The sequence below is a fragment of the Niabella drilacis genome (assembly GCF_900101395.1).
Lineage (GTDB): Bacteria > Bacteroidota > Bacteroidia > Chitinophagales > Chitinophagaceae > Niabella > Niabella drilacis.
This window is the reverse complement of the sequence record NZ_FMZO01000005.1, coordinates 258,174-283,343: the sequence shown is the minus strand read 5'-3', so window position 1 is coordinate 283,343 and position 25,170 is coordinate 258,174. Positions and strand designations below refer to the sequence as shown.

Below are 25,170 nucleotides of genomic sequence, written 5' to 3'. Positions count from 1 at the left end.
ATCGTCTTTCTCGTATTTATGCGATAACACTTTTGCCGGAGGCCCGGGACCTGCTTACATCCGCAACCTGGCTTTTGGATGCGCTTGCCTGAAACGAAAAAGCAGGTAAGCAGTCGTTTTGGCTGCGACCCCGAAGGACACTGATCTGCTACCTGCTGAAGTGCAAATTTCAGCAAAACCGGTATGCAGATCTGGTAAAAAAGTGTGCAGAAACACTATTTTTTCACATAAGATGCCGGGCTTTTTCCATAAACCTGTTTAAAACTACGCCCAAATGCCGAAGTATCCTGATAGCCGATCTTATAGCAAACATCTTTTACATTATATCCCAATTCTAAAAGACGAAGCGCTTCTTTCATTTTCAGGTTCCGGAAATGCTGCGCCGCCGTAAGCCGGAAGATGGTTTTAAATTTCTTATTAAAGGAACTTTCAGACATTTTACACTGTGCCGCCAGGAAACCAGTACCGGGGAAATCAGCGCCATATGACTTTTCCATATAATTGAGTGCAAATTCCAACTCACCGGGATCCCCGGCCGGGGTGCTTTTCTTATGCCTTTGAATACCGCAAATTTCTTCCAGGAACAGGTAAATCAGCTTATGAACTCCCGCTTTCAGCTTCAGTTTCTGAAAAACATCCTTTTCCTTATCGAATACGGAACAAATATTTTCTACCTGCTGCTGGTATTGTTCTGCTTCAGCCTGCACGAATGCCTTTTCCCGGAAATTTAGAATATCGGCAAATAACGGGCGTTTTAACAGGGATGCCAGGTCTGAATTTTCTGCGAACCATTTTTTATGAATTTCGAGCTGGATACCGAATGCCTGTTGTTTGGCCTTGATAAAAATTTCTGCATTCATTTGTCCATTGAAAAATGCCGCAAACTGGTTGCCGGAATAAAATTGCTCATCAACTTTTAAATACAACGGATTCTTCGTTCTCTTTTCCGTGAAATAAAAAACCAGCGTACAATAGTCAGACGCCGGATTGGGGATCAGCCCATATTCGGCATCTACCGGGCTATAGCTTGTAAAAGAGAACAGGAAAAGTCCCTCTTCCAAAAGCCGGTATTTAAAGGAAGAATCAATAATTTCATTTTTAATCGCTATTGCACCAGAGCTCCTGTCGTGTTTTGCATCAGGATGCAGCTGAAGCATACTGTTGATATACACTTCGGGATCGGAAATAATTGTAGCAAAGCGAATAGATTCAGGGAGCTCCATATTTTACCTGTATAAACTTCAAATTTATCAAATTATAAGGGATAATCAGGAACCGTTAAAAAAACAGGGAAAGGCAGCCAATTTTCTCATCAGCACCCAGGATCGCAAATACCGGGGGCCGGCTATGATCCATGCTGATACGCTTATCCGCCCGGTTAGCCGGCACATAAAATCATAGGGTATTCATACGCCAAATTGTTTCAAATGATGATCGCAATGCAGGTAAATAAACTGTCCGAATTGCGCTTTGGTCATTTTTCCAAAAAACCAGTGGGTGAAATTTTCACCCTTAAAAAGTCGTTGGTGCGTTTTTCCCCAACCCGCCGGATCCGTTTCTTAATATACGCTTTAAAGCCGGTTCCAAATATGCGGCCGGCCAAAGACCTGGCTATGGGCATATTTCCATAATAATATTCCTCGCACAGCGCGCAATGCCAGAGACCGAAATTTTACCCGGCTCCTGCAGGAGCCGGGTTGATCAAAACAGCACATTGCTATAAACACGCTGCTCCTCCGGAGCTGAACAATGCTGATATCGGATGCGTTTACCCTGGATTGCACGCCTGAACGTTCAATGTTAAAGCTGGTTTTATACCCGGTGTTCAGGCTGCATTTCCAGTCCGGGACATTCCGGGCCGGATCCACATTTCCACTCCCAACAACCATTGCATGCGCGTCCGGCTAATTTTGGCCGGCATGGGATTGCCGGTAACCATGACATAGGATTGATACCGTTTCTATATATAATTGCCCGCCAAACCCTGCCCTGATAAACCCTTAAGGAGTTGTATGTAATTAACCGCGCGTGGAACGCGGGGTTCATGATCAAGCTCCCTGGTTGAACCCCAAACGGGGTTCAATGCGAACCAATCGCAAATAGACCGACGGCTATCCGGCCATAACCCCATCCGGGGGTTACCGGCCACCCTGACGCACCTCCGGTAGCCATCAGGATCCAGATCTTTATAGAACAATTGCTGCAGGATCCTGTTATTTATTAAATTTGAAGAGATCATCACTACCGGATGAGCAATGAGAGACAGTTTGCCTCACCGGGAAGAAAAATAATTGAACAAATGAAAAAAATAGGTTTTTTATCGTTTGGCCATTGGGCCGACCATCCCGCTTATACTACCAAAACAGCGGGCGACACCTTGCTTCAGTCAATTGACCTGGCGGTGGCCGCAGAGGAGATCGGGATGGATGGGGCCTATTTCCGGGTGCATCACTTTGCCAAACAGCTGGCGTCTCCCTTTCCTTTATTAGCAGCCATTGGCGCCAAAACCACCAAAATTGAAATTGGTACGGGCGTTATTGATATGCGGTATGAGAACCCGCTGTACATGGTGGAAGATGCCGGCGCTGCCGATCTGATCTCCGGCGGCCGCCTGCAATTGGGGATCAGCCGCGGTTCACCCGAACAGGTCATTGAAGGGTGGCGGTATTTTGGTTATGAACCGGCAGCAGGGGAATCCGATGCCGATATGGGCCGAAAAAAAGGGCTGGAATTTTTTGAGCAATTAAAAGGCGTGGGATTTGCCCGGCCCAACCCCAATCCGATGTTCCCAAACCCGCCCGGGCTGCTGCGCCTGGAGCCGTTCTCCCCGGGTTTGCGGGAACGTATCTGGTGGGGATCTGCTTCTGACGCTACCGCTGTTTGGGCAGGAAAAGCGGGTATGAACCTGCAAAGCTCCACCCTGAAATTTGATGAAAGCGGCAAGCCGTTTCATATACAGCAGGCCGAACAGATCCGCCTGTTTAAAAAGGCCTGGAAAGAAGCCGGGCATCAGCGGGAACCGAGGATCTCTGTAAGCCGGTCCATCTTTGCTTTGGTGAGCGACCAGGACCGGTACTATTTTGGCCATGAGGCAGACCGGACCGATAAAACAGGGATCCTGGAAGCAGACAAACGCGCCATTTTTGGCCGGAGCTATGCTGCAGAACCCGATCAGCTGATCAAAGAATTAGCTGAAGACGAAGCGATCCGGGAAGCGGATACCGTTTTATTAACGATCCCCAATACCCTGGGTGTAGACTATAATGTGCGCCAGCTTTCTGCCCTACTGAAATATGTAGCCCCCGGGCTGGGATGGCGGTAAACAAAGACGTTGTGCATCGAAACATTGCAGCTGTTTTTAGCAGGGCAAAAACCGGTGCGACCCGGCTGCCGGGCAAGGCAAACGTCTGCAATGACGTTCAGCGGTGCTACTGCTTTTGTTACATTAATGTAACATTCAGGCCAATAGTTGTTTTTATGGAATTGGTGACCAGGCAAGCCGATTTGGATTTCTCTAAAACCCGGAGGGCTTTTTGCTGGTCCGTTTCATAGTTTTGCAATGTCACTACAGGATCTATGACGGCCTCCGTGATCTGGTACCGGCCTTCCTTTTGTTCCAGCTTACATATCGTTTTACAGGAAAAACGACTGAATGCGAGTCTGAAATTTTCTGCTATCGCTAAAAAAGTGGCCATATAACAACTGTTTATAGCTGCTGCGTATAAATGTTCAGGCGACCAGATCCCCGGTACGCCGTTGGGAAATTCAGGTGGGGTAGCGCAGGCTATGGTCTCCCCTAAAACCGGTGAAGATAACAAACCCCTTCTGCCGCTTTCCCATTCAAGGTCTACTTCGTAAAAATGTTCCTGTAACATCCTGGCTGTATTTAGATTATTTAATTTGATACTGTAAAATTGCATCCAATTAAAAATCGGTACAGTCACTTTGGTTACACAAGCGTAATTTTATTTCTGCCCAGCTGAACCATTCCGTTTTCCTCCAGCTGCTTCAGCAGCCTCGAAACCACTACCCGTGCCGTTCCCAATTCGTTGGCCAGTTGCTCATGGGTAACGCTTAAGACACGGTTCCCCGTCAGTTCTTTTTTCTTTTGAAGCAGGGCCAGCAACCGCTCATCTACTTTTTTAAAAGCAATAGCATTGACAATTTCCAGCAACTCTTCAAAGCGCTTATGATAGAGCCGGAAAATATAGTCCAGCCACTGCGGGTACTCTTTAATAAACAGGGATACTTTTTCAACAGGCAGGAAAAGGATCTCGACATCCTCTTCCGCCTCCGCCCTGACCTTGCTTGTTTCGTTATGCAGTCCGCCTAAAAAAGACATAATACAGCTCTCACCGGCCTTGATATAATACAGTAAAATTTCCCTGCCGTCCTCCTCTGTCCGGACCACCTTCAGTACCCCCCTGGTAACAATAGGAATAGAACGGACCGCTGCATTTTCGTTCAGGATAACGCGCCCAGCCTTGTAACTTTTCTGGATACTGTTTTTATACAGTTCCGCCAGCAACCCCGGAGAAGATTTAAACTCCGCTATCTGTTCAGGTAATTCCATCATACAATTTACTATAAAAATACTTTAAATATGGAGCCCGCACCTGCTCCACAACTTCCGGCCACTCTTCTTTACAGCGGGCTCTTTTGATTTCTTTTCAGCAGCTTATAAAGCTCGAACCACAGTACCGATACGGCCGCAATAAGTATTGCTGCAGAAAGCTCCGGCAAAGTGAGACCCGTTACATCAAAGAAAACAGAAAAGGGCTTTACATACAATATGGCCAAAAGAAGCGCCAATGTGAGCCCATTGATGATCCCAAATAGAGGGTTCCTGTTTTTAACACTTTCAAACATGCTGTAAAAGAAAGAGCGGTTTACCAGGCTCAGCATAACATTGGCAAAAATCAGTGTGCTAAAAACCATTGCCCGGGTCTTTTCTGCGTTACCGCCACCCCGGACGCTCAGCTGGTAGGCAAAAAGCACTCCTGCCGTAATGACCAGTCCCTGAATAATGCTGATGAATAGCTCCCGCCCGTTCAGAAAAGTGTCGGTCATTGCCCGCGGTGGCAGCTTCATCGTATTTTTCTCCATTGGCTCGTTCTCAAATACGATAGAACAGGTGGGCCCCATCACCAATTCCAGGAAAATAACATGCACGGGAGTAAATATCTGCGGAAAGGCCCAGCCCAGGAACAGGGGTAATGATACAGAAAGTATGATCGGGATATGGATAGAAATAATATAGCGGATGGCCTTTTTAATATTGGAATAGATCCTTCTGCCCGCAGCAATACCGGTAACCAGTTTTTCCAGGTCATCATTCGTAATAACCAGTGAAGCTGCAGCTTTCGCAATCTCTGTTCCCTTACTGCCCATCGCCACGCCAATATGCGCGGCCTTAAGCGCGGGGCCGTCGTTGACACCATCACCCAGCATTGCCACTATTTCTCCTCTCCGTTTCAAAGCATTTACAACTGCCAGTTTTGCCTCCGGGAACATCCGGGTAAACAATACCGTTTTTCCGGATACCTGTTCCAGCTCTGCGTCGGTGTATCCGACAATCTCTTTTCCTTCTGCAACCTCAGCCGTATTTTTAATACCGGCCTGTGAAGCGATGCTTCTTGTTGTATCGGCATTATCGCCCGTAATTACCTTTACCTTTATGCCTGCATCATAAATATGCTGAAATACGCTGTCAATCCCCTTCTTGGGAGGATCATAGAACACCACCAGGCCAAGAAATTCAAATTCAAATGCCTGCTGCTTTTCCGGGAACCGGTTCCCTTCAAAAACCGACCGGGCTACCCCCAGTACCCGGTATCCCTGTTGTCCGAATGTTTCAACGGCATTCCTTATGCGATCCTTTTCTGCGGCCGGAAGCCGGCAAGCTGCAAGAATGGCTTCGGGGGCGCCCTTGGCTGCAATGATCCGCTCCCCGGTGGTATTTTCAAAGAGATGCGTCATCATCGGCGGTTTCCCTTCCAGGGGGTACTCATAAAAGAGCCGGTACTCGCTCCGCAGATCTTTAGCCTGGGTCTGTTCATATACACGATGCAGGGTCTTTTCCATCGGGTCAAAAGGAACGGGCTCACTGCTCCACATTGCGTAGGCGATCAGCGTTGACACCCGGGCGTCACCGAATGCTGCTTCGCTGAAGGTTTCGTCCGACCGGTAATCATACAGCTGTTTCAGCTCCATACTATTTTCCGTGATGGTACCGGTTTTATCGGTACAGATCACCGTTGTGCTGCCCAGGGTTTCCACAATGGCACTTCGCTTAATGATGATACCTTCCCGCATCAGCTTCCAGGCACCAAGGGCCATAAAAGTGGTGAATGCTACCGGAATTTCCTCGGGGAGTACAGACATAGCCAGGGTAAGGCCATTCAGCAGGCTGTTTAACAGGTCCCCGGTATGATAAAAATTAAAGGCGCAGACCATCAGGAATACTACAATACCTGTAATGGCCATCACTTTAACAAATTTCCGGATCTGCAGCTGCAGCGGGGATACTTCTTCTTTTACAGCGGCTATGGATTCCCCGATTTTCCCGACACGGGTGTTCTTCCCGATCCTTTCTACTTCAAAAATTGCCAGCCCGGAAACGACGATTGTTCCGCTGTATACCTGACGGTCCTCAGCATCGCTGCTTTTGAAAACCGATAAACTTTCTCCGGTAAGCGATGCTTCGTTGACCGAAAAGTCGTTGCTGTGTATGATCCTTCCATCTGCATTGATCAGGTTGCCTTCCTCCGTAATGCAGAGATCCCCCACCACTATTTCATGGGTAGGTATTTTTACAACCATTGCATCCCTGATCACCACGCTCAACGGCTCATTCAGTTTTTCCAGCGCCTCCAGGGCCTTTTTGCTGCGATTGTCCTGATAAAAGGAAATAGCGGAAACCGCAATGATGGCCAGCAGCATAAACAATGCCTCTCCATAATCACCGATCACAAGGTAAATAATGGAAATAGCAAACAGCAGGACCAGCATGGGCTCCTTCACAATACGCACCAGCAACTCCAGCCCGGTGCTTTTATGAACAGCGTTCATTTGATTATAGCCATATTCTTTTCTTGAGGCCATTACCTGGCGTTCCGTGAGCCCCTTTAAATGACCGGGAATATTATACGACATCACATTTTCTTTGCGGGTTCTACAATAAATCATCCTGATTTCTGCCGTCTTTGGAAACAGCCTTATCGGATTTGTTGCTTAACCTCCTTTGCCCATGCTTCCAATTCTTTCCTATCAGCATCCGACAGTATTGCATTACGATGAATCAACGTATAGGAAGTTAAGGGCATTTCCCCTTTCCCGACCGTTTCTGCCACCTCATCCAGTTTATGCAATTTTTTCTTAGCGGGATAGGTATTGAATTCATCAAAGTTCAGGTGTTTTTTCCCGGAACTAATATGACTGGCCAGCCACCATTTCACCGGCTGCACATTACTATACCACGGGTAGGTGGTATTATTGGAATGACAATCGTAACAGCTCGTTTTCAGCAATGCCTGTATATGCGGGGGCACCGTATAATGTTTATCAATGGCATTTTCGGAAACAACAGCAGTACTGTTCTTATCCGTACCGAAGAACTGGATAACGACCAGCAGCAGCAACAGGGCGATGACTATCTTTTTTAAAATCGATTTCTTTTTCATTCTCGGACATTTAATATTTTATAAAATATCTGGTTGATCTGTGTGCCTCAAAAAACGGACAACGCAAGGGAAGGTTCTTTTACTCGTTTTCGTCCCCGGTATTTTTTAATTTCATCAACAGCGTATAAGCATTTTTAGTTACGATATTTTTTCCTGAAAATTCCTTATAATTCTGAACCTGTACAAATCCTTTTTCCGTTGTTCCTGTTATAACGGGGGCTAACCGGTAGTTTTTTCGTTTTTCTTCTACAAAAACATAAGTTTTGCCTTCAAAATCCACAACGCTTTCCTCCGGCAAAACATTGGCAAGGGCCGTTTCCACCTGAATTTCTGCATTCATATAGGTACCGGGGATCAGGCCCGGATCATATCTTTCAAAATGGCAATGGATATCCGCCAGCCCGCTGGCATCCACATCCCTGCTTATTAAATGGATCGTACCGGTATACTTTTTGCCCGGATCCGTATTAGTATAGGCAATCAATTGCAGCCCCGGCTTCAACATTGCAAGGTCTTTTTCATAGACTTTGAGATTGAGGTGAATATCATCCGGGTTGATCAGCTCAAAAAGGATATCCGAAGGATTTACATACTTTCCAATATTCACATTCACTTTGCTGACATACCCGTTAATGCTGCTGTACACCGGGGCGCTTTTTCGGATATGATCCGGTGTAACAGTTGCCGGAGCAATATTTACCAGCTGCAATTGCTGTGCAATGGCATTCATCAGGATCTGCTGGCTGTTCATCTCGGATTGCGCCTGCTGCATGATTTTATCGCTGCTTGCCTGGCTTTGATTCAGCTCTTTTTGACGGTTGTAATCCAGAGCAGCAAAGTGCAGCTTCGATTTTGCCGTCAGGTAGTCCTGCTGCAGCTGAACAAACTGCGGATTTTCAATGATGGCGATCACTTCTCCTTTGGCCACTCTCATCCCCGGCAACAGCCGGGTGCTTTTCAGGTATCCCCCCAACGGCGTGCTCACAGAGATCATGTTTTGAGGAGGAACATCAATTTTACCGTTTAACTTCAACAGTGTAGCCATTTGCTGCATCGAAAGCTGCATTGTTTCAACCGGCGTATTCTGCAGCTGGGCATCCGTTAATATAACCCTGCTGTCATCCCGGGGTATCGCTGCTACCGGTGCCTTATCTTCCTTTCTGCCGCAGGCGGTAAGACATCCTAAAAGTACCGCAACGAAGCATGTATAGTTCATTTTTTCTGTTTTTATACGTTTATTGATTATTGATCCGGGACATTACTTCCCCGGTGCGCTTTGCTTCCTATAAATCTACCGTGATATACCGGAGCGCTATTGCATTCTCATTCAATTTCCAAAGTGCTTCTGCATAATTACTTCTTAACAAAATTGCCTGGTTCATCAGCACGATGCATTCAAGATAATTGATAGCTCCATTCAAAAATTGTTTCTGAGCCGTTTCTTCGATCACCCGGGCGGTTTTCAGCTCCGAGTTTTCGTACTGGTTTACGATATCCAGGTTGCTCCTGTATGCCTGTAAAAGCTGCTCATATTGTTTCCCGAGGGCGGCACGGGCATTTTGAAGATTGTCTGCATCTACGCCGGCCGCTATCCTGGACGCCCCTACCCTTGCGCGCTGGCCGCCGGAAGCCAGGGGAACGGTGATACCGACACGGAACGAATGAAAGCGCGGCATTGCATCATACAGCCGCTCATCGGGTCCCATACCTTTAAAGCTGTTGAGGTTGTAGCCCAGCAGCACTCCCGGAAGCAGCTTCGACCGTTCAACTGCAGTCTGTTGTTCGCTTACCACTTTCTGTTGTTCCAGCAGGCTTAGCAGGGGATGCATATTTACTTCATCCGGCACAAGGACCGCTTTCCGGTCATCTGCCGGCATATATTCCGTTTCTGTATTCAACAACCACCGGAACCGGAACCCGAGCGTGTTCAGCTCCTGTTGCACCTGCCTGAGCTGGATGCTGATCGCCGCTTTTTGATTATCGGCAGTCGTTTTTTCCAGCACATTGCTCTCCCCTGCTTTCAGGCGCAGCGCTGCCTTATCCTGAAAATCGGAATAGAGCCGGAACGCTTCCCTGAGCAGCTTTTCCTTTTCTTTCCAATACAGCAGGTTATAGTAGGTAAGACTGACAGCTTTTTTTAACTCGAATTCCTGCAAGGAAACATTCAGCTGGCTTTTCTTCCATTCCCCGGTGTACAGGTCTTTCTGCCGCTTATATACCGCGGGGAATGCAATACGCTGCGAAATACCGAATCCAACATCCCTGTAGGCGCTGTTGAGCTGTCCGTAATCCATCCCGATATCCGTATGGGGGATATCGGCGGTGGCAGTCTTCATTAGCGCCCTGGCGTAATCGGAACGGAGCCGTTCATTCCGCAGGCTCCGGTTCTGCTGCAGGGCAAGGGTAATGGCTTCCTCCAAAGAAACCGTAACCTGTGCCTTTAAAGTACTTCCGCAAAGCAAAGCGAACAATATCAAAAGCAATGCCCGGTTTTTATATACCTTTTTTTTCATTTCAGACCTTTTTTCAATGGTTACATATAAAAGCGGCAGCACAAACAGGGTGAGCAGTGTTGCAATCAACAGCCCGCCGATCACTACCGTTGCCAGGGGACGCTGTACTTCAGCCCCCGCCCCGTTACTGAGCGCCATTGGTATAAAGCCCAGTGAGGCTACCGAAGCCGTCATCAGCACCGGCCGCAAACGGCTTCCGCCACCAGCGGCTACGATCCTTACAATATTGCGGACCCCATTTTTATAGAGCCGGTTAAATTCAGAAATCAGCACGATCCCGTTCAGTACGGCCACCCCAAACAAGGCAATAAATCCAACACCCGCACTGATACTGAAAGGCATTCCCCTGAGCGCAAGGAGGAACACGCCACCAATAATAGAAAGCGGGATGGCCGTATAAATCAGCAGGCTCTCTTTTATGGATTTGAATGCCAGGAACAACAGCGTAAAGATCAGCACCAATGCTACCGGCACCGCAATCATCAGCCGCTTTTTGGCATTGCTCAGGTTTTCAAAAGAGCCCCCGTATTTAATGAAATACCCTGCGGGCAGCTTTACCGTTTTTTCGACCTTTGCCTGCAGCTCTTCTACAATACTTTGCACATCCCTGTCTTTTACGTTAAACCCCACCACGATGCGGCGCTGCGCATTCTCACGCTGTATCTGGTTTGGCCCCTGTTCAACATCCACACGGGCCAGCTGCGATAAAGGGATCTGGTTTCCGGAGGGCGTCGGAACCAAAAGATTCCGGATATCCTGGATATTTTTACGGTCACTGGCGGGAAGGCGTACCACCATATCAAAGCGCCGCTCCCCCTCAAAAATACGACCGGTACTTTGCCCTGCAAATGCGGCATTGATGACCCGGTTCACATCTGCAACCGAAAGATGGTGCTGTGCAATTACAGGACGGTCATATTTCACTACCACCTGGGGCAGACCGGAAACCGGTTCTATGTACAGGTGCTGCGCTCCTCTTACCGTTTCGATGATCCTGCCTATTTTTTGCGCGCTCTGAACCAGGGAGTCCAGGTTATCTCCAAACACCTTCAGCACTACATCCTGCCGGGCACCGGTCATCAGTTCATTGAACCGCATCTGGACCGGGTACTGAAAACCGACGGTGATACCGGGAACATCATCCAGGGCCCTGGTCATTTTGTCTGCCAGCTCCGGAAAAGTTTCGGCCGATGTCCATTTCTTCTTGTCTTTCAGGATCACCATCATATCCGAAGCGTCCATCGGCATCGGGTCCGTGGGAACCTCCCCGCTTCCGATCTTGGTGACCACTTTCTCCACTTCGGGGAAACGGGTTATCAGGATATGCGCTGCTTTTTGCGTTCGTTCAATCGTTGTGTTAAGATTACTTCCCGGCAGTACGCGGGTATCGACGGCAAAATCACCTTCTTCCAGCGATGGAATAAATTCGCCCCCCAGTCTGCCGAGGATAAAAATAGCGCTCACAAATAACGCCAGCGTCAGGGCAAAGATCATTTTAGGGATCCTGAGCACCCTGAACAGCGCTCTTACGTACAGTGCCTCTATTTTCTTCATCATGCGATCGGAGAACGAAGGCACCCGGTTCCGCTTCCGTAAAAGGACGGCGCTCATCATCGGGATATAGGTCAGGGATAGGAGGAATGCCCCCAGCAGGGCAAATGCGACCGTTTCCGCCATTGGTTTGAACATTTTTCCTTCAATACCCTGTAATGTAAGGATCGGAAGATACACAACCAGGATGATCACCTGCCCGAAAACGGCACTGTTCATCATCCTGCCTGCCGACGCTTCTACGATATGATCCATTTCCCTGCCCGGGATCTTTAAAAGGTGCTTCAGCTTCCGATGCTGCATCAACTGGTGCAGCACCGATTCCACAATAATGACCGCTCCATCAATGATCAGTCCGAAATCCAAGGCTCCCAGGCTCATCAGGTTTCCGCTTACACCAAAAAGATTCATCATGCAGATGGCAAAAAGCATTGCCAGCGGGATGACGGAAGCCACAAGAAGCCCGGCCCTGATATTTCCCAAAAACAATACAAGGATGAACACCACGATCAGCGCGCCTTCCAGCAGGTTGGTTTCAACGGTACGGATCGCATGGTTGACCATTTTGGTGCGGTCAAGGAACGGCTCTATCACCACCCCTTCCGGAAGCGTCTTCTGAATTTCGGCAACCCGGGTCTTTACATCCCTGATAACCTGGCTGCTGTTGGCCCCTTTCAGCATCATGACCACCGCTCCGGAAACTTCGCCGTTATCATTATAGGTCATGGCACCATAACGTGTGGCATACCCTGTTTTTACTTCGGCCACATCCCGGATGAAGAGCGGCACTTCGTTCTGCTTACCGGTTATGGAAATGTTCCGGATGTCTTCCAGCCCCCCCACCAGGCCTTCACTGCGGATGTATAGAACCGTTGGCCCCTTTTCAATATAAGCGCCGCCGGTGTTCTGGTTATTATCGCTTAATGCGCCAAATACATCATTGATCGTAATACCATAGGCATTAAGTTTGTCCGGGTTTACGGCAATTTCGTATTGCTTTAATTTTCCGCCAAAGCTGCTGACCTCTGCTACACCTTTTACGCTCAGCAGCTGTCTTCTTACAATCCAGTCCTGTATGGACCTCAGCTCCGTAACACTGAATTGCTGTTCATATCCCTTTGCCGGGCGCACTACGTATTGGTAAATTTCTCCAAGCCCGGTGGAAATGGGCCCCAGCTGCGGGTTCCCGATCCCCTGCGGGATCTCCTGCTGCACCTGTTGCAGGCGCTCTGCAACCTGCTGGCGCGCCCAGTAAATATCAATATCGTCATCAAAAACAATGGTAACAAGCGAGAGCCCGAAACGGGAAAAGCTCCGGATCTCTTTCAGCCCGGAAATATTGCTGTTTGCCTGTTCAATAGGGAACGTGACCAGGCGTTCTATATCCGTTGCGCCAAATGAAGGTGCAACCGTAATGACCTGCACCTGGTTATTGGTAATATCCGGAACGGCATCTATGGGCAACCGGGTTGCCTGATATACGCCAACGCCGATAAGCCCCAATACCAGCAATGCAACAATGAGTTTATTCCTTACGGAAAACATTATAATTTTAGTAAGCATAATAATCCCTTACATCTTAAGTATTAAAAAATCTGATCATGCAGATCGCTTTATCCTGCGGGATATACCGGTCCTGCAACGGGATGCTGCCGGCACTCAAAAAACAGGCTTGCGCAGCGCCCGGCCCCGTTTCCCGGGTTAACCCGGAGTTTATACAAAGGCCCGGAACAACCCGGCAACACATCTGTATCAGCGCGCGGAAAATCCACAAGACACGACCCTGTTACGGATCTTTCCATTGCGGGCATACACATTCAAACCCCGAGAAGCCTGACTATATACAGCCCAAAAAATAAAATGATGAAAAACGGCTACCCCACCCTGGGAGGCTGCCAGATGGAACTTAAGAAATCTTTTTGATAAAAGACGTTCCTGTAGAGTGCAACCGGCTTTGATGGAGGTACCCTCCATTTTTTGAGTTCCACCAGAAAACCGTTATCTAAAGTAAAAACAAGCGTTAAACTACCGGAATGGGATACGAACGGCAGCTTCTGATCCGTTTGATAATCGGCATCTTTAACCGGGTTATCATAATGCATTTTCAAAAATGCCCAGAGCGTCATCCCCGGATCTTCCTGCCGGTGCTCAATGAAATGCTCTACCAGTATAGGTATTTTCAGGAACTGGTATGCCTCGGTCGAAGAGACCAGGTAGAGCGAAAGCATACCTATAGCGATCCAGTTCCTCATTGGCCAAAGATACGAAAAACCCCGTTAGCAAATCAACCGATGTTACCGCACTGCCGGACAAACGCGCCTGGTTGCAGCATTGATCAGCTCCCGGTGGCGCTTCCTTAATGTCTTGCCCGAAACACGGGGCACTCCCAAGTTGCAGGCAAGCCCGTATCCCTGGTTGAAAAAAAGTTATCTGCCGGTAACAGTCGTAACCCTTTCTCCCACCGGGTGCTCTGCTTTAAACTCAAAGCCCAAAAGGTGGGCCATTGTTTGAGCAAACTGGTCCTGGTAAATACGGGTTGAGGTCTTCACTTCCCCGGTAGCCGGAGTATCCGGTCCAATGACGGCCAGCCAGGTATTTCCCGAACCAGCAGCCGAAGCGCCATGACCGGTCCAGCTCCTGCCGCCGCCACGGCCATGATCCGGGCATATTACAAAAGTGGTCTTATTCCTGTAAAAGGCGTCCTGCTGCAAGGCGTTCCAAAGACTGCCGATCATCTGATCCGTAGCCCGGGCTGCTTCCAGGTAAAAATCATATCGTCCCTCATGCGCCAGTACATCCAGGTCTCCAAAATCGAGGTACACCATCCTGGGATGACGGGCCAGGATATATGTTCTGGCAATGGCATAAGTATTCATATCCCACCGTTCTTCTTCTCCTTCAAATTTGGGAATATAATCCTGCAATTCATTCGCCAGCTGCTGTGCCTCCGTAAGTCCCGGGCCTTCTACCTTTTCATAGGGATTGATGAGGGGCATTTTATTCCGGTTCCTGTTCACGATCCGGCTTACCGCCCCCCAGCTGGCAAATGTGGCGACCTTCCCTCTGTAGCCTTTTTGTTTTTCTATAAACTCAAACACGTTTGTGTTAGGATTATCCGGGTAACCGTTGGAGTTGATCTTTGGGTCGAAATAGCCGGTAATGGTTTCTGCCCTGCCGGGATAAGAGAACCAGTAATTATTGCGTACATTCACTTCGTTGCCCAGGTCGCGGTTGCCATACAGCTGTCCTTTGCTGACAAGCGTGCTCCAGAAAAAGGGCATCAGTTTAGAGCGTCGCTCCCCAGGCGTGCCGGCCCAGTATTTTTGCATCAGGGCCGCGCTATCAGCTTTCCGGTATTGCCGTTTATTAAAAATGGACGTATCCATACCCCGGAACAATTCTTCCCAGCGATAGCCGTCTACGGAAATAAAAATAATGTTTTCTGTCTGACGCTTCTGCGCAACACTGTTGAGGGCGATGAGCAGGAGCGGAAGGATCATCCACTTCATGATTATACGTTAAGATTGTTATTATTATTTAAAAACCGGTTTCCTGTACACTTTTAATTCCCGCTCCACACTTTGCCATCTAAACCCCAGGTTTCATAATCAACCCGCATGCCCATCCAGGTCATGATCCGGAACGAATGATCTACAAGACCGGGAGTCAGCAGGCGCAAATCCAAAGCTGATGGATTTAGTACATCAGATATGGGGGGACGGGTAGGACTTCCAACAAACGTCAGGTCGGCTCCCGTATTACTATAATCTTTCAAAACAGATCCCGAGGCCTCATTCATTTTCCACCAGCCGATGAGGCTATTATACAGCGGATGGCTGCGGTTAAGTTCCAGGTATTGCCAGCTATTGATCAGATCCGCAGGCAGTACCGTATTCCAGATGCGTACATCTGAAATATAGGTATCCGCAGAATATCCCCACCCCGAGTAATACCCCTTTCTTCCATCTTCTCCTATTACAAGAGGAAGTCCCGGATCTACAGAACCCGTATTGGCGGCTATATTGTTGGTTGTAAATAAAACACCATCCTGGTATACAGAAATGACGCCTTTCCGATCGAAGCTCACTGAGAGCATATGCCATTTATTATCTGTAAAAACAGGGCCATTAAAGTCCTTTCTGCTCGTTGCACTTGCCCTGAAATTAATACGGGAATGATTACCTTGTTTGAAGATCAGCCAACCTGTATTTCCTCCGGAGTTCCAATCTTTATTGGTGATCAAGGGAGGATCGTCCGATGTAGCATTATTTGTTTTCAGGCGTAACTCAACTGTAAAGTTCTGGGAAGTCCCAAATTTGAACGCTGAATGGTCTGTATAGGCATATTGCTGTGCGCCGTTCAGAACATTGAACCTTATAAAATTCCCTTCATACGGAATATTAATCAGAGGCCTTGGAATAACTGTCTTTGTAAGGTTAGGGTTATAATAGATGCTGAATACATTGCGGTCCTGGCTGGCACCGCCTCCATAGCTTCCGTCCAGCTTACCGCCGTGGGTTGACGTAACGATCACCAACCAGTCCTCTTTTTCATAAGTATCCCGGTGCTGTAAGGTATATACCATCTCATCAATATAGTTATCCAGTGTCTGCAGTGCTGTACGGTATTGCATTACCCCGATACCAAATCCATAGGTCTTACCGACACGTTCCGCCAATGAAAAATCAACAAGCAGAAGGTCAGCATCATCGGCCTTCAACCGGTTCACCGCCGAATCTTTTGCAGCAAGATCATTGTCTGGCATATGCTGGTGTTTTTCCATTTCAGTACCAAACAGGCCGGTACCCAGTAGTGGTAACGTAGTAAAAGCTACCGCCCGGAACCTGCGGTCATTGTCCTTCATCCGTTTCAGGAAGCTGGGGTACTGTGTAAAGTTTGCGGAGGCAAAGTTCTCTGTTGTTACATTGTGCTTATTCAGGCGGGTGCCTGTTACCAGGTCTGCCCAGGTAGTGCCGTCATTACTGATAGTATCAATAAGACCGTAAAAGCTGTACACACTATTATCCAGCATTTTTTTAATTGTCGGAAGATTGGCTTCTTCGACAGCTGCACCCGCTGCCCCATCCAGCACGATCAACAGTGTTTTTTTCTTTTTCAGACTGATCAGCGGACCATCTTCCCCCCCGGCCTGATCTGTCAGTACCGGCTTATTACAGGCCTGCAGCATTATGAAAACGGCCATCAGCCCAAGGCCTGCTGCTCTTATACCGAACTTCAATTTGTTCATATTCCCAAGTATTTATATGATCCGATCAATAATTCAATTTAACAATCCCCGACACGGGTTTGAGATCAAACGAAGAGAATCCTCCCACCAGCACAATTGAGTTGCGCGCCGTAAGAGCGGCAGAGGCCGTTACCAGCCCTCCCTGAAACCCGCTGAAATTATTGTACGTGGTGCTTAGCTTCCCATCGGCTTCAAGAATGGCCACTCCCCCCCTGCTGTATCCCTGAAACTGGTCAAAGAAGCCACTCACCAATATTTTTCCGTTGTCCAGAACGCGGATATGCGATAAAGAGCCCACAGTGCTTTCACCTGGGTTAAAGTTATTATCCAAAGCACCGGAGGCGGTAAACAGCGCTATTCTTTTAAGGGATTTGCCTGCCACATTTACAAAATAACCGGCAGCAACTACCCTGCCATCCGGCAAATGGTCAATGGAGGAAACCGTATTATCCGGCCCGGTGCCCACATTAAATGCCGGATCGAGGGCCCCTAAAGTGTCCAGCCGGGCAATCCTCACGGCCTGGGCTCCATTGAAAGTGGTAAAGGAGCCGGCGATCATCAGCTGGTCTGCACTATTGAGGTAGGAATCTTCTATACGCCCGTTCACCGACGGTTTGCCTGCAGGAAGGGCCGGGTCAAAATTGTAAGTGGTATCGAGGGTAAGATCGGCATTCAGCCGGGCCAGGTAGTTCAGATGCAGGGTATCCACCAATACGGAATCCCGTTTGCCATCGGCGGAAACACCCCCATACGTTTTTCTGAACACCTTGCGAAAATCACCGGCCAGTATAATTTTACCATCGGTTTGCCGGTGCAGGGCTGACACAGGCGCATCAAAACCCAGGGCAAATGCCGGAACCGTGTCTACCTGTGCAAGACCGGTATAGTGAACCAGGAGGGTATCCGGCGAACCGTCCTGGTTAAGGGTGATCATGTTTTGCACCCTTCCGTCAAAGCGGCCGCGGTACCTGCTAAAACTACCGGCTACCAGGTATCGTCCGTCCGGCAGCGGCAGTGCATCCTGTACATTGCCGCCAAAAAATCCCCGGCGTGTTCTAAAACTCCGGTCTATGGAGCCATCCGGGTTCAGGCGCGCCATCCCGTTCAATCCATCGGCCTCCCCCGAATTATCATAGTCGGTAAAACTACCGACGATCACATATTTTCCATCACCCTGGAAGCGGATCCCTGCCACGCTTCCGCCACTGGCTCCCGGAAAGGATTTAAAGGCAGCATCCGCTGCCACCGGGCCGCTGATCTGTTGCTGCGGACCTGCCAGTACCTGTTTATTAATGGTGAGCGTGATCATTCCGCTGCTGGCCCGTACCGGTACTTTTACTTCCAGGCGGGTATCGGATACACTCAGCACTTCCCCTGGCTCGCCATTAAACCGCACCAGCAGTTCCTCCTTCTTATATTGGGCAAAGCCGGATCCGTAAAGTGTTATGGTATTGCCCGGTGCGCTTACCGAAGGCCGCAGGGTTTCTGTACTCAGCTTTACTTTCAGGGGCTCCTTATCCGAGCCGTAGGGATAGGGCCCCAGCGCTGTTTCCTTTCTACAGGCCCATAGCAGACAGCCGCATAAAAATAGCAGGATATAGTTCGTTTTATACATAATTGCTCTTTAAATCATTTTTTAAACATCATACCACTCCTGCCCGCACTAAGGCACATTATCGTTTACAACCGCGATAAAATCGGATCCGTAGGCAAAGAATGCAGTACCTGCCAGCGCATGTACCACCCCGTTTTGCGGCTGCAGATTGGAGGTAGCCACCTGCTCTGTAAGCGCACGGGCAAGGTCGGCAAAATTGCTTCCTACTGCCGAAAGCCAGATGGTACGCGGCCCCACGTCCTGTGTGCCGGAATATGCTCCATATACTACGCCCATATTCATAATAAAACCATCGTAGGACTCTATGTTCTGACCCGGATACAGGGCTGCCCTTGCAAAATCGACGCGACTGATGTCGTTCATCATATACCGGCCTTTAAAAATATAGTGGGAAAGGTACCTGCGCCAGATATCACCCGGTATATCAGCAATACGGAGACTATCTTTGCCCTGTGCATAGCGGCTGCCGTTTATGGCATTCATTGTAAACATCAGCGACTGGTCCGGCGGCGCAAAAAAGGTAACCGTTTCTTTTTGAAGGATCTCCTTCATACCCGACCGGTCAATCACCTGCACCAGCGAATCAAAAAGAAAAGGACGCTGCTGCAGGAACTCGTAAATATTTTCTTTGAATACGCCGGACTGTAGGCCGGTGTTCCTGAAGTAATCCTTTTTGTTACAGGCTGCCAGGAACAACAGGGCAAAGAGACAAACGATCAATGGATTCTTTTTCATCAAACTGTTATTTTTACGCAATCACGATTTATAAGTCTAATACGCTCTCCCGCTTACCGTATCCAATACAGGTTCAGCACGATCTCCGGGTTATTTTGTCTTGCCTTGGCATCAATAGGCCAGGTCCATGCCCCGCGGTCAAACTGGTCCTGGGTCATGGGGGTAATGATCTGGTTGGGATCCGTTACCCTGCCCGTGCGTACAAAGTCGTACCAGCGGTGCCCTTCTCCTATAAGTTCTTTTTGCCGCTCCCAGAAAACAGCATCCTTCAGGTCTTCGGCGCCGGCCGTAAAAAGCGGTGTACCGGCCCGGGTACGTACCGTATTGAGCATGCTGATGGCTTCGGTGTTATTGCTTCCCAGGTTGGCCAGGGCTTCTGCCCCCAGCAGCAGCACATCTGCATAGCGGAACACCATCAGGTTGTCCTCAAAACTCCAGTAGCCCGTAGGATCAGCCACATTGATCTGTTTTAAGAACATAAAGGTTTGATTATTGCTGTAAGGGAGATAGAACCAGGTATCCCTTCTTTTATCCGGCAGGTTGGGTGGATAAATGCGTTCCATTAAAGGACGTACAAAATACAAGTCACTGTTGCCACCATAATCCACAATCGGGGAATGCGTCATCCATTGCCCCAGGTTTACATACAGCGAGGTATTGCCATAATTCCGGTTGAGCTCAAACTCAAAAATGCTTTCCTTGGTCTTTCCCTTAAAAATGCGTTTGGTTTCCTCAATGGGCAATAATTCAAAGGCGCCGCTATTTTTTACCGCTACACATTTTTCGGCTGCATCCTTCCAGTATTTAGACTGATTGGCTTTGTCAAAGCCTGCCAGCCACATGTTCATCTGCGCGATCAGTGTGTATACGGATCCCCTGCAGGCGCGCACGCCCAGGTCGGAGGGATTGGTTGCCGTCCAGGGCAGATCATCTTTTACAGCATCCAGTTCAGCGATCAGTGTATTAAAAATGGTAATGAACGAGGTACGGGGCCTCGGCGTTTTATCATAGGGCTGGGTATAAAATGGCACATCACCATATAACCGGCAGATATAAAAATAGGTAAAGGCCCGCACAAACTTTACCTCAGTAATGTACTGTTTCTTTTCTGTATCCGTTAGCGTGGTCATTTTTTCGATCTCGGCAAGTGTGATATTGCAATTGGCGATGGACTCGAAATAGGGTCCCCAATCGTCGATATCATTGAGATGATAACGTTCCGGTACACCCAGGTTGGTAGTATTGGACAGATCGTTTTGCGACAGGGTATAAAATCCCTGGCCCAGCTGACCGGAGGCAATACTGCCCCCGATGCCTCCGCAACGCATATCACCTACGGCGGGGATCACCGGCGAATTAAAGTCATTGAACTTCTGGAACAGGAATCCGTAGCAATTGATCACAGCGGCCTCCACATCCTGCCGGGTTTTCCAAAAGGAGTTGGACCCGGTCCGGTCCGCAGGTTCCACATTCAAAAACTTTTTGCAGGATGCAGCGGCTGATGCCAGTAACAGCAGGAATAATATTTGATGCAACCACTTCATGTGTCTATCATTTATTTTTAATAATTCAGTTTTAAAACTCAACGTTTACCCCAATGGTATAGGCCCTGGTATTGGGATAGTTGCCCAGGTAATCGCGCCCCAGGCTATTCACCGTTTCGGGGTTGGGGCCCGAGTAGCGTGAAATAAGGAACGGGTTTTTTACCGTTGCATACAACCTGGCATTGCGCAGTTTCAGCGTATTGTTGAGCCAGGTCTTACTGAAATTGTACCCGAGTGTGGCACTGTTGAATTTTATGTACGTACCATCCTCTTCAAACAGGCTCTGACCATCTCTCAAAGATTCCGTGCCCGTGTTTACCAGGAACGGATTCGGATACCTGGCATTCGTATGATCCGGCCGGTAATAATCCACATCACTGATATCCACAAAAGTCGACGGCTGATCTGCACTGCCGTTCCCGTCTTCGTCCTTCAGTTCCAGCGGATCCTGGTAATTGCGTAACCGTTGTGAAAGTGCATTGTTGCGCAGGGTCCTGTCAAACAACAGCGATCCGCTTACGGTAAGGTTAAAGTTTTTATACATTACCATGCCGCCGAAGCCACCGGTAAACACCGGCTCAAAGCTTCCGCCTACCTGCAGGTCGTTTCCGTCTATCACATAGTTACCGTCCACATCTTTAAAGTAGGTATCTCCCGCCTGGAAATAAGAAGTAGTGTAGCCATTACGGAATCCCAGGCCGGTTACCGGGTCTACCGGCACGTCTTTATTGTTTGCAAATACACCCTGCGATAACAGCAGGTAGTTGTTTTGCCCGGCACCTACACGGGCAATTACAGAATTATTATCACTGTACCAGACCAGGGCATTCCCGGGCAAACGGCGTACAATCTGCTTGATGGCCGATCCGTTCACATACACGTTCCAGTTAAAATCTTTTCCGGGACGGGCTGGCCGGAAGGTAAGCGAGACCTCCAATCCCCTGTTGGTTAGCGCCGCATCATTGGAAAATGTTTTTTGAAAACCCGTGGCATCCGCCAGCGGGGTTTCATAAATAAGGTCATCAATATTTTTTTCGTACAGGTTAAACGAAAGCCCGACCCGGTTGGCAAACAGGTAAAAATCCCCCCCGAGGTTCTTGGTTTCTACCCGCTCCGGCCGCAGATCCGGGTTGGGCAGGTATCCCAATATGGGGCCAATACGCACCACGTTATTATATGCACCTCTTACTCCAAACTGTCCCTGCGAAGCATAAATGTTCGATGTGGGCCGCAGGTTAATCCCATAAGTAAAACGCAGGCTAGCAGCCGTCACCCATTTTACGTTCTCCATAAATTTTTCCTTTTCTATATTCCAGCGTAATCCCAGGGAGGGGTTACGTGCCCAGCGGTTATTGGCGCCTGCATAAGAACTTCCGTCCTGCCGGTAGCTGAAATCGATCACATATTTTTTACTGAAATTGTATTGCAGGTTCGCCGCAACGGCAATGGTATGCGTGGTTTTATATTCATTGGTACCGCTGCTGTTGTATTGTACGCCGGCATAGTCAGAGTACCAGGAATTATAGCCAAAGGGTCCCCAGTAGTAGTCATTGGGACCATTGCGGTTTTCAATCACATAACCCGTGCTGTTGTCTACCGTTAACTCACTAAATACCGATGCATACACGGTATGTTTATCATTATAGGTTTGGGTATAATTGATCTGGCTGCGGTTATATAAGCTGGAACGCCGGGCCGAAAAACCATAGAGTCGGGTGCGATTGGCATCGGCCGCAGCAGGTTTAAAAAAGTCTTCGCTGTCCATGGTATAATCATAACTGGTATTGGAGCTCAGCCGCACATTTTTTATGATTTCATAAGAGGCGTCTACAAAAGACCGGAAATTATGCGTTTTGGCATCGTTGGTACTATAGATGGCACCGGAAAACTGGGATACATCCAGGAAAAACGAAGGTCCCGGCAACAACGACGAAGCTACATTGGATCCGGCGCCTACTTCCGTAAGCCCGTTACCACTGCCTTTAAGCTTATTACCTATAGCGGCAAACACCTGCGCATTGATCCTGAATTTTTCATTGGGGTTAAACCCTAAACTCATGGTAGCCGCATAGCGGTCGAAACCTGTATTCCGGATCACGCCCCGCTCAGAATAATAGTTCAGGTTGGCTTTATAATTCAGTACCTGGTCGCCACCGGCAATGGAAAGATTATGCGAGTGGTTATAGGTAGGCGTATAATAAATCCCCTGCCAGTTGGTCGCATTATTGTAAAAAGGGTTCAGGCTATCGGAAATAAAGGGCTGCCGGTTGATCTGGTAAATATATCCGTAATCCCCGGTGTTATACACGGTGTTTACCCGCAGCAGGCGTTCGTCCTGCCCTCCGATAGTCTTGCGCAGGGGCGGCACCGTATTCATAAAATAATTACCCACATAAGAGATGATCGGTATTTTAGACTTCCCTTTTTTGGTAGTAATTACAATAACCCCGTTAGCCCCGCGTGAGCCATAGAGCGATGCGGCCTGTGCATCCAGCATTACGTCCACGGTTTCGATATCTTCCACTGGAATAAGGGAAAGCGGGCTGGTACCGGGTCCTATGGATTGAAAGCCGTATTCAAAACCGGCATCCGCATCAATAGGCACGCCATCTACAATGTATAGCGGAGAGTTTGCATTTACATAGGCATTGTCACCGGTGCCGGTGGCGCCGATACTGGAAAGGCCCCGGATGGTGGCTGCCCCCCGGAACCCCGGGGCGCCGGTATTCATCTGCACGTTCAATCCTGCTACACGGCCCTGCATCAGTTCCTCCAGGTTGGCGGAGGGTATATCTTTGATATCATCCGCCGTAATGCGGGTAATAGCGCCCGTGATCGTTTCCTTCTGCTTACGCTGGTAGCCCACTACCACTACCTGGTTCATATCGTTGGCGGAACGTTCCAGCTCAAACAGCAGGGTGTCTGAAGGCGCCTGCCGGGCCGTAGCAAAACCGGCATAGGATACTTCGATCTCCTCTCCCGGTTTCAGCTGTACACTGAAATTACCCAGCTGATCCGTTGTAATAAGGGCTTTCAGCGGGCGCCCTTTCCAGGCGGTAATGGTAGCACCGCTTAAAGGTTCTTTGGTATCTGCAGCGATCACCCGGCCCGAAGCCTTTATGGTTTGGCCATTCAGCTGGCTTACCCCAAAAGTACCCAGCAGGATCAAACAGGCCATCAATCTGTGTATCGTTCCTTTCATATCTTTTGTTGTTCGCAGTTATTAATCGTTCTCAAACTTCAGGTTCTTTTTGAAATGAAAGACAAGCTCCCAGTCTCCCGGTTCATAAATAGAAAAATTAAGCCCAAATACGCCGTTGCGCAGGCTGTTGCCAAAGCCCCGGCGGGGATACTCAAACAAGACCTTTGCCTGTCCGCCCGAAGCATACCGGGTCGTAAGCGTGGTAAGCGGTATCGGGTAAGCCGCATCATATTTTACATAGCTGTCTGTCATTTGCATATTGAAACCATGCACCAGCTCCGTCCATTTGGTATTGCTGAACCTGGAGGGGTTGATGGGCAGCGAGTCTTTATCCAGGAAGCGAAAGGTAAGGGAACTGCCATTTCCTGTTTTCCTGAAATATACCGCAGCCATATAGGGCTGCAGCAGGCTGTCCGTGGTATAGTAGAGGTTGGAGGAAGTAGTTAGCCGCACCTGCCTGGGAACAGTGATGGAAGTGGTATTCGTAGGGGGATAGGTCTGGAAACTTTCAGTAAGAGGTTTACGGGTTTCCTTATTATACTCAAAGGGTTCATAAGGTATTTCCTTATACGGGATGAGCTTTTGGTTGGTAAACAGTTTGCTGGCCCCGGTATTATTGGATACTTTAATATCAAAAAGATAGAGGGAATCCGTATCCGGCTTTCCATGAATAACGGCAGAGGAAGCAGCGGCAAACACCAGGTCGCCGGAGCCGGGCCGGATGGTAAAATAGGGTTTTTGCACTTGCTGCCGCTTGGCCTCAATTTCAGCCAGGGAGGTTTCGAGTCCCGTATACCGGCCCACCCAGTCCTTTACCGTAGTGAGCGCTGTCAGCTCCGGGGCCGGGGCCCCATTTGCCCGTCGCAGATTCAGTAATTCAAAATTGAGCGGATAGCTGGATTTGTCGGCATTGAACTGCGTTAATACTACCAGATTCCTTCCCAGTACAGGCGTGTAAGTATCCGTAGCAAAACTGACCCTGGGACTGAGGTACTCGGTTACAGGAGGCATTTTCTTACACCCTGCAACCAGTGCCAGTGCCAGTATGGCGCCTAAAAAATAGCGGTTCTTGTTCATGCC

The 25,170-nt window shown here is 48.7% G+C and carries 16 protein-coding genes and 1 pseudogene; 1 reads left to right on the top strand and 16 read right to left on the bottom strand.

Annotated elements, in window-relative coordinates:
* Window positions 1-215 precede the first annotated feature (215 nt).
* Together BLS44_RS11415 and BLS44_RS27135 are read right to left on the bottom strand one after the other, a co-directional pair.
* Window positions 216-1,223 carry a helix-turn-helix domain-containing protein gene (locus BLS44_RS11415; RefSeq protein WP_090390183.1) on the bottom strand — a complete coding sequence of 336 codons (1,008 nt, stop codon included), beginning with the start codon at window positions 1,221-1,223 and terminating at the stop codon, window positions 216-218.
* 183 nt (window positions 1,224-1,406) lie between these two features.
* A pseudogene (locus tag BLS44_RS27135) lies at window positions 1,407-1,511 on the bottom strand (DUF1569 domain-containing protein); the annotation flags it as partial.
* A 788-nt stretch (window positions 1,512-2,299) separates the two neighbouring features.
* Here BLS44_RS27135 and BLS44_RS11400 point away from each other — a divergent pair.
* Window positions 2,300-3,322, top strand: a complete 1,023-nt coding sequence (locus BLS44_RS11400) for an LLM class flavin-dependent oxidoreductase (protein ID WP_090390315.1) — start codon at window positions 2,300-2,302, stop codon at window positions 3,320-3,322.
* A gap of 118 nt (window positions 3,323-3,440) precedes the next feature.
* Here the strand turns inward: BLS44_RS11400 and BLS44_RS11395 are convergent, their stop codons facing one another.
* The 14 genes from BLS44_RS11395 to BLS44_RS11330 form a co-directional block, all read right to left on the bottom strand.
* Window positions 3,441-3,875 (bottom strand): OsmC family protein, encoded by a 435-nt coding sequence (locus BLS44_RS11395; RefSeq protein WP_090390314.1) that lies wholly within the window; start codon window positions 3,873-3,875, stop codon window positions 3,441-3,443.
* A gap of 74 nt (window positions 3,876-3,949) precedes the next feature.
* Entirely contained in the window at window positions 3,950-4,576 is a 627-nt protein-coding gene (locus BLS44_RS11390; protein ID WP_218127736.1) for a Crp/Fnr family transcriptional regulator, read from the bottom strand.
* 68 nt (window positions 4,577-4,644) lie between these two features.
* Window positions 4,645-7,155, bottom strand: a complete 2,511-nt coding sequence (locus tag BLS44_RS11385; RefSeq protein WP_090390181.1) for a cation-translocating P-type ATPase — start codon at window positions 7,153-7,155, stop codon at window positions 4,645-4,647.
* A 62-nt stretch (window positions 7,156-7,217) separates the two neighbouring features.
* A complete protein-coding gene (locus tag BLS44_RS11380) occupies window positions 7,218-7,682 on the bottom strand; it encodes a heme-binding domain-containing protein (protein WP_090390180.1) in 465 nt (154 codons plus the stop codon).
* Window positions 7,683-7,761: 79 nt separating this feature from the next.
* Window positions 7,762-8,898 (bottom strand): efflux RND transporter periplasmic adaptor subunit, encoded by a 1,137-nt coding sequence (locus tag BLS44_RS11375; RefSeq protein ID WP_090390179.1) that lies wholly within the window; start codon window positions 8,896-8,898, stop codon window positions 7,762-7,764.
* 67 nt (window positions 8,899-8,965) lie between these two features.
* On the bottom strand, window positions 8,966-13,309 hold the full coding sequence (locus tag BLS44_RS11370) for a CusA/CzcA family heavy metal efflux RND transporter (RefSeq protein ID WP_090390178.1): 4,344 nt from the start codon (window positions 13,307-13,309) through the stop codon (window positions 8,966-8,968).
* A gap of 311 nt (window positions 13,310-13,620) precedes the next feature.
* Window positions 13,621-13,998 carry a hypothetical protein gene (locus tag BLS44_RS11365; protein ID WP_090390177.1) on the bottom strand — a complete coding sequence of 126 codons (378 nt, stop codon included), beginning with the start codon at window positions 13,996-13,998 and terminating at the stop codon, window positions 13,621-13,623.
* Between the two features lie 174 nt (window positions 13,999-14,172).
* The gene (locus BLS44_RS11360) at window positions 14,173-15,255 is read right to left on the bottom strand and encodes an alkaline phosphatase family protein (RefSeq protein WP_090390176.1); all 1,083 of its coding nucleotides are present in this window, start codon (window positions 15,253-15,255) and stop codon (window positions 14,173-14,175) included.
* Between the two features lie 53 nt (window positions 15,256-15,308).
* Complete coding sequence (locus BLS44_RS11355; protein WP_090390175.1) at window positions 15,309-16,994, bottom strand: LamG-like jellyroll fold domain-containing protein; 1,686 nt, start codon at window positions 16,992-16,994, stop codon at window positions 15,309-15,311.
* Between the two features lie 25 nt (window positions 16,995-17,019).
* Entirely contained in the window at window positions 17,020-18,609 is a 1,590-nt protein-coding gene (locus BLS44_RS11350) for an IPT/TIG domain-containing protein (RefSeq protein ID WP_090390174.1), read from the bottom strand.
* 48 nt (window positions 18,610-18,657) lie between these two features.
* Window positions 18,658-19,344, bottom strand: a complete 687-nt coding sequence (locus BLS44_RS11345; protein WP_090390173.1) for a hypothetical protein — start codon at window positions 19,342-19,344, stop codon at window positions 18,658-18,660.
* Between the two features lie 53 nt (window positions 19,345-19,397).
* Entirely contained in the window at window positions 19,398-20,888 is a 1,491-nt protein-coding gene (locus BLS44_RS11340) for a RagB/SusD family nutrient uptake outer membrane protein (protein WP_090390172.1), read from the bottom strand.
* A gap of 31 nt (window positions 20,889-20,919) precedes the next feature.
* Entirely contained in the window at window positions 20,920-24,090 is a 3,171-nt protein-coding gene (locus BLS44_RS11335; protein WP_090390171.1) for a SusC/RagA family TonB-linked outer membrane protein, read from the bottom strand.
* A 21-nt stretch (window positions 24,091-24,111) separates the two neighbouring features.
* Window positions 24,112-25,167 carry a DUF5007 domain-containing protein gene (locus tag BLS44_RS11330; protein ID WP_176954391.1) on the bottom strand — a complete coding sequence of 352 codons (1,056 nt, stop codon included), beginning with the start codon at window positions 25,165-25,167 and terminating at the stop codon, window positions 24,112-24,114.
* Between the last annotated feature and the right edge of the window lie 3 nt (window positions 25,168-25,170).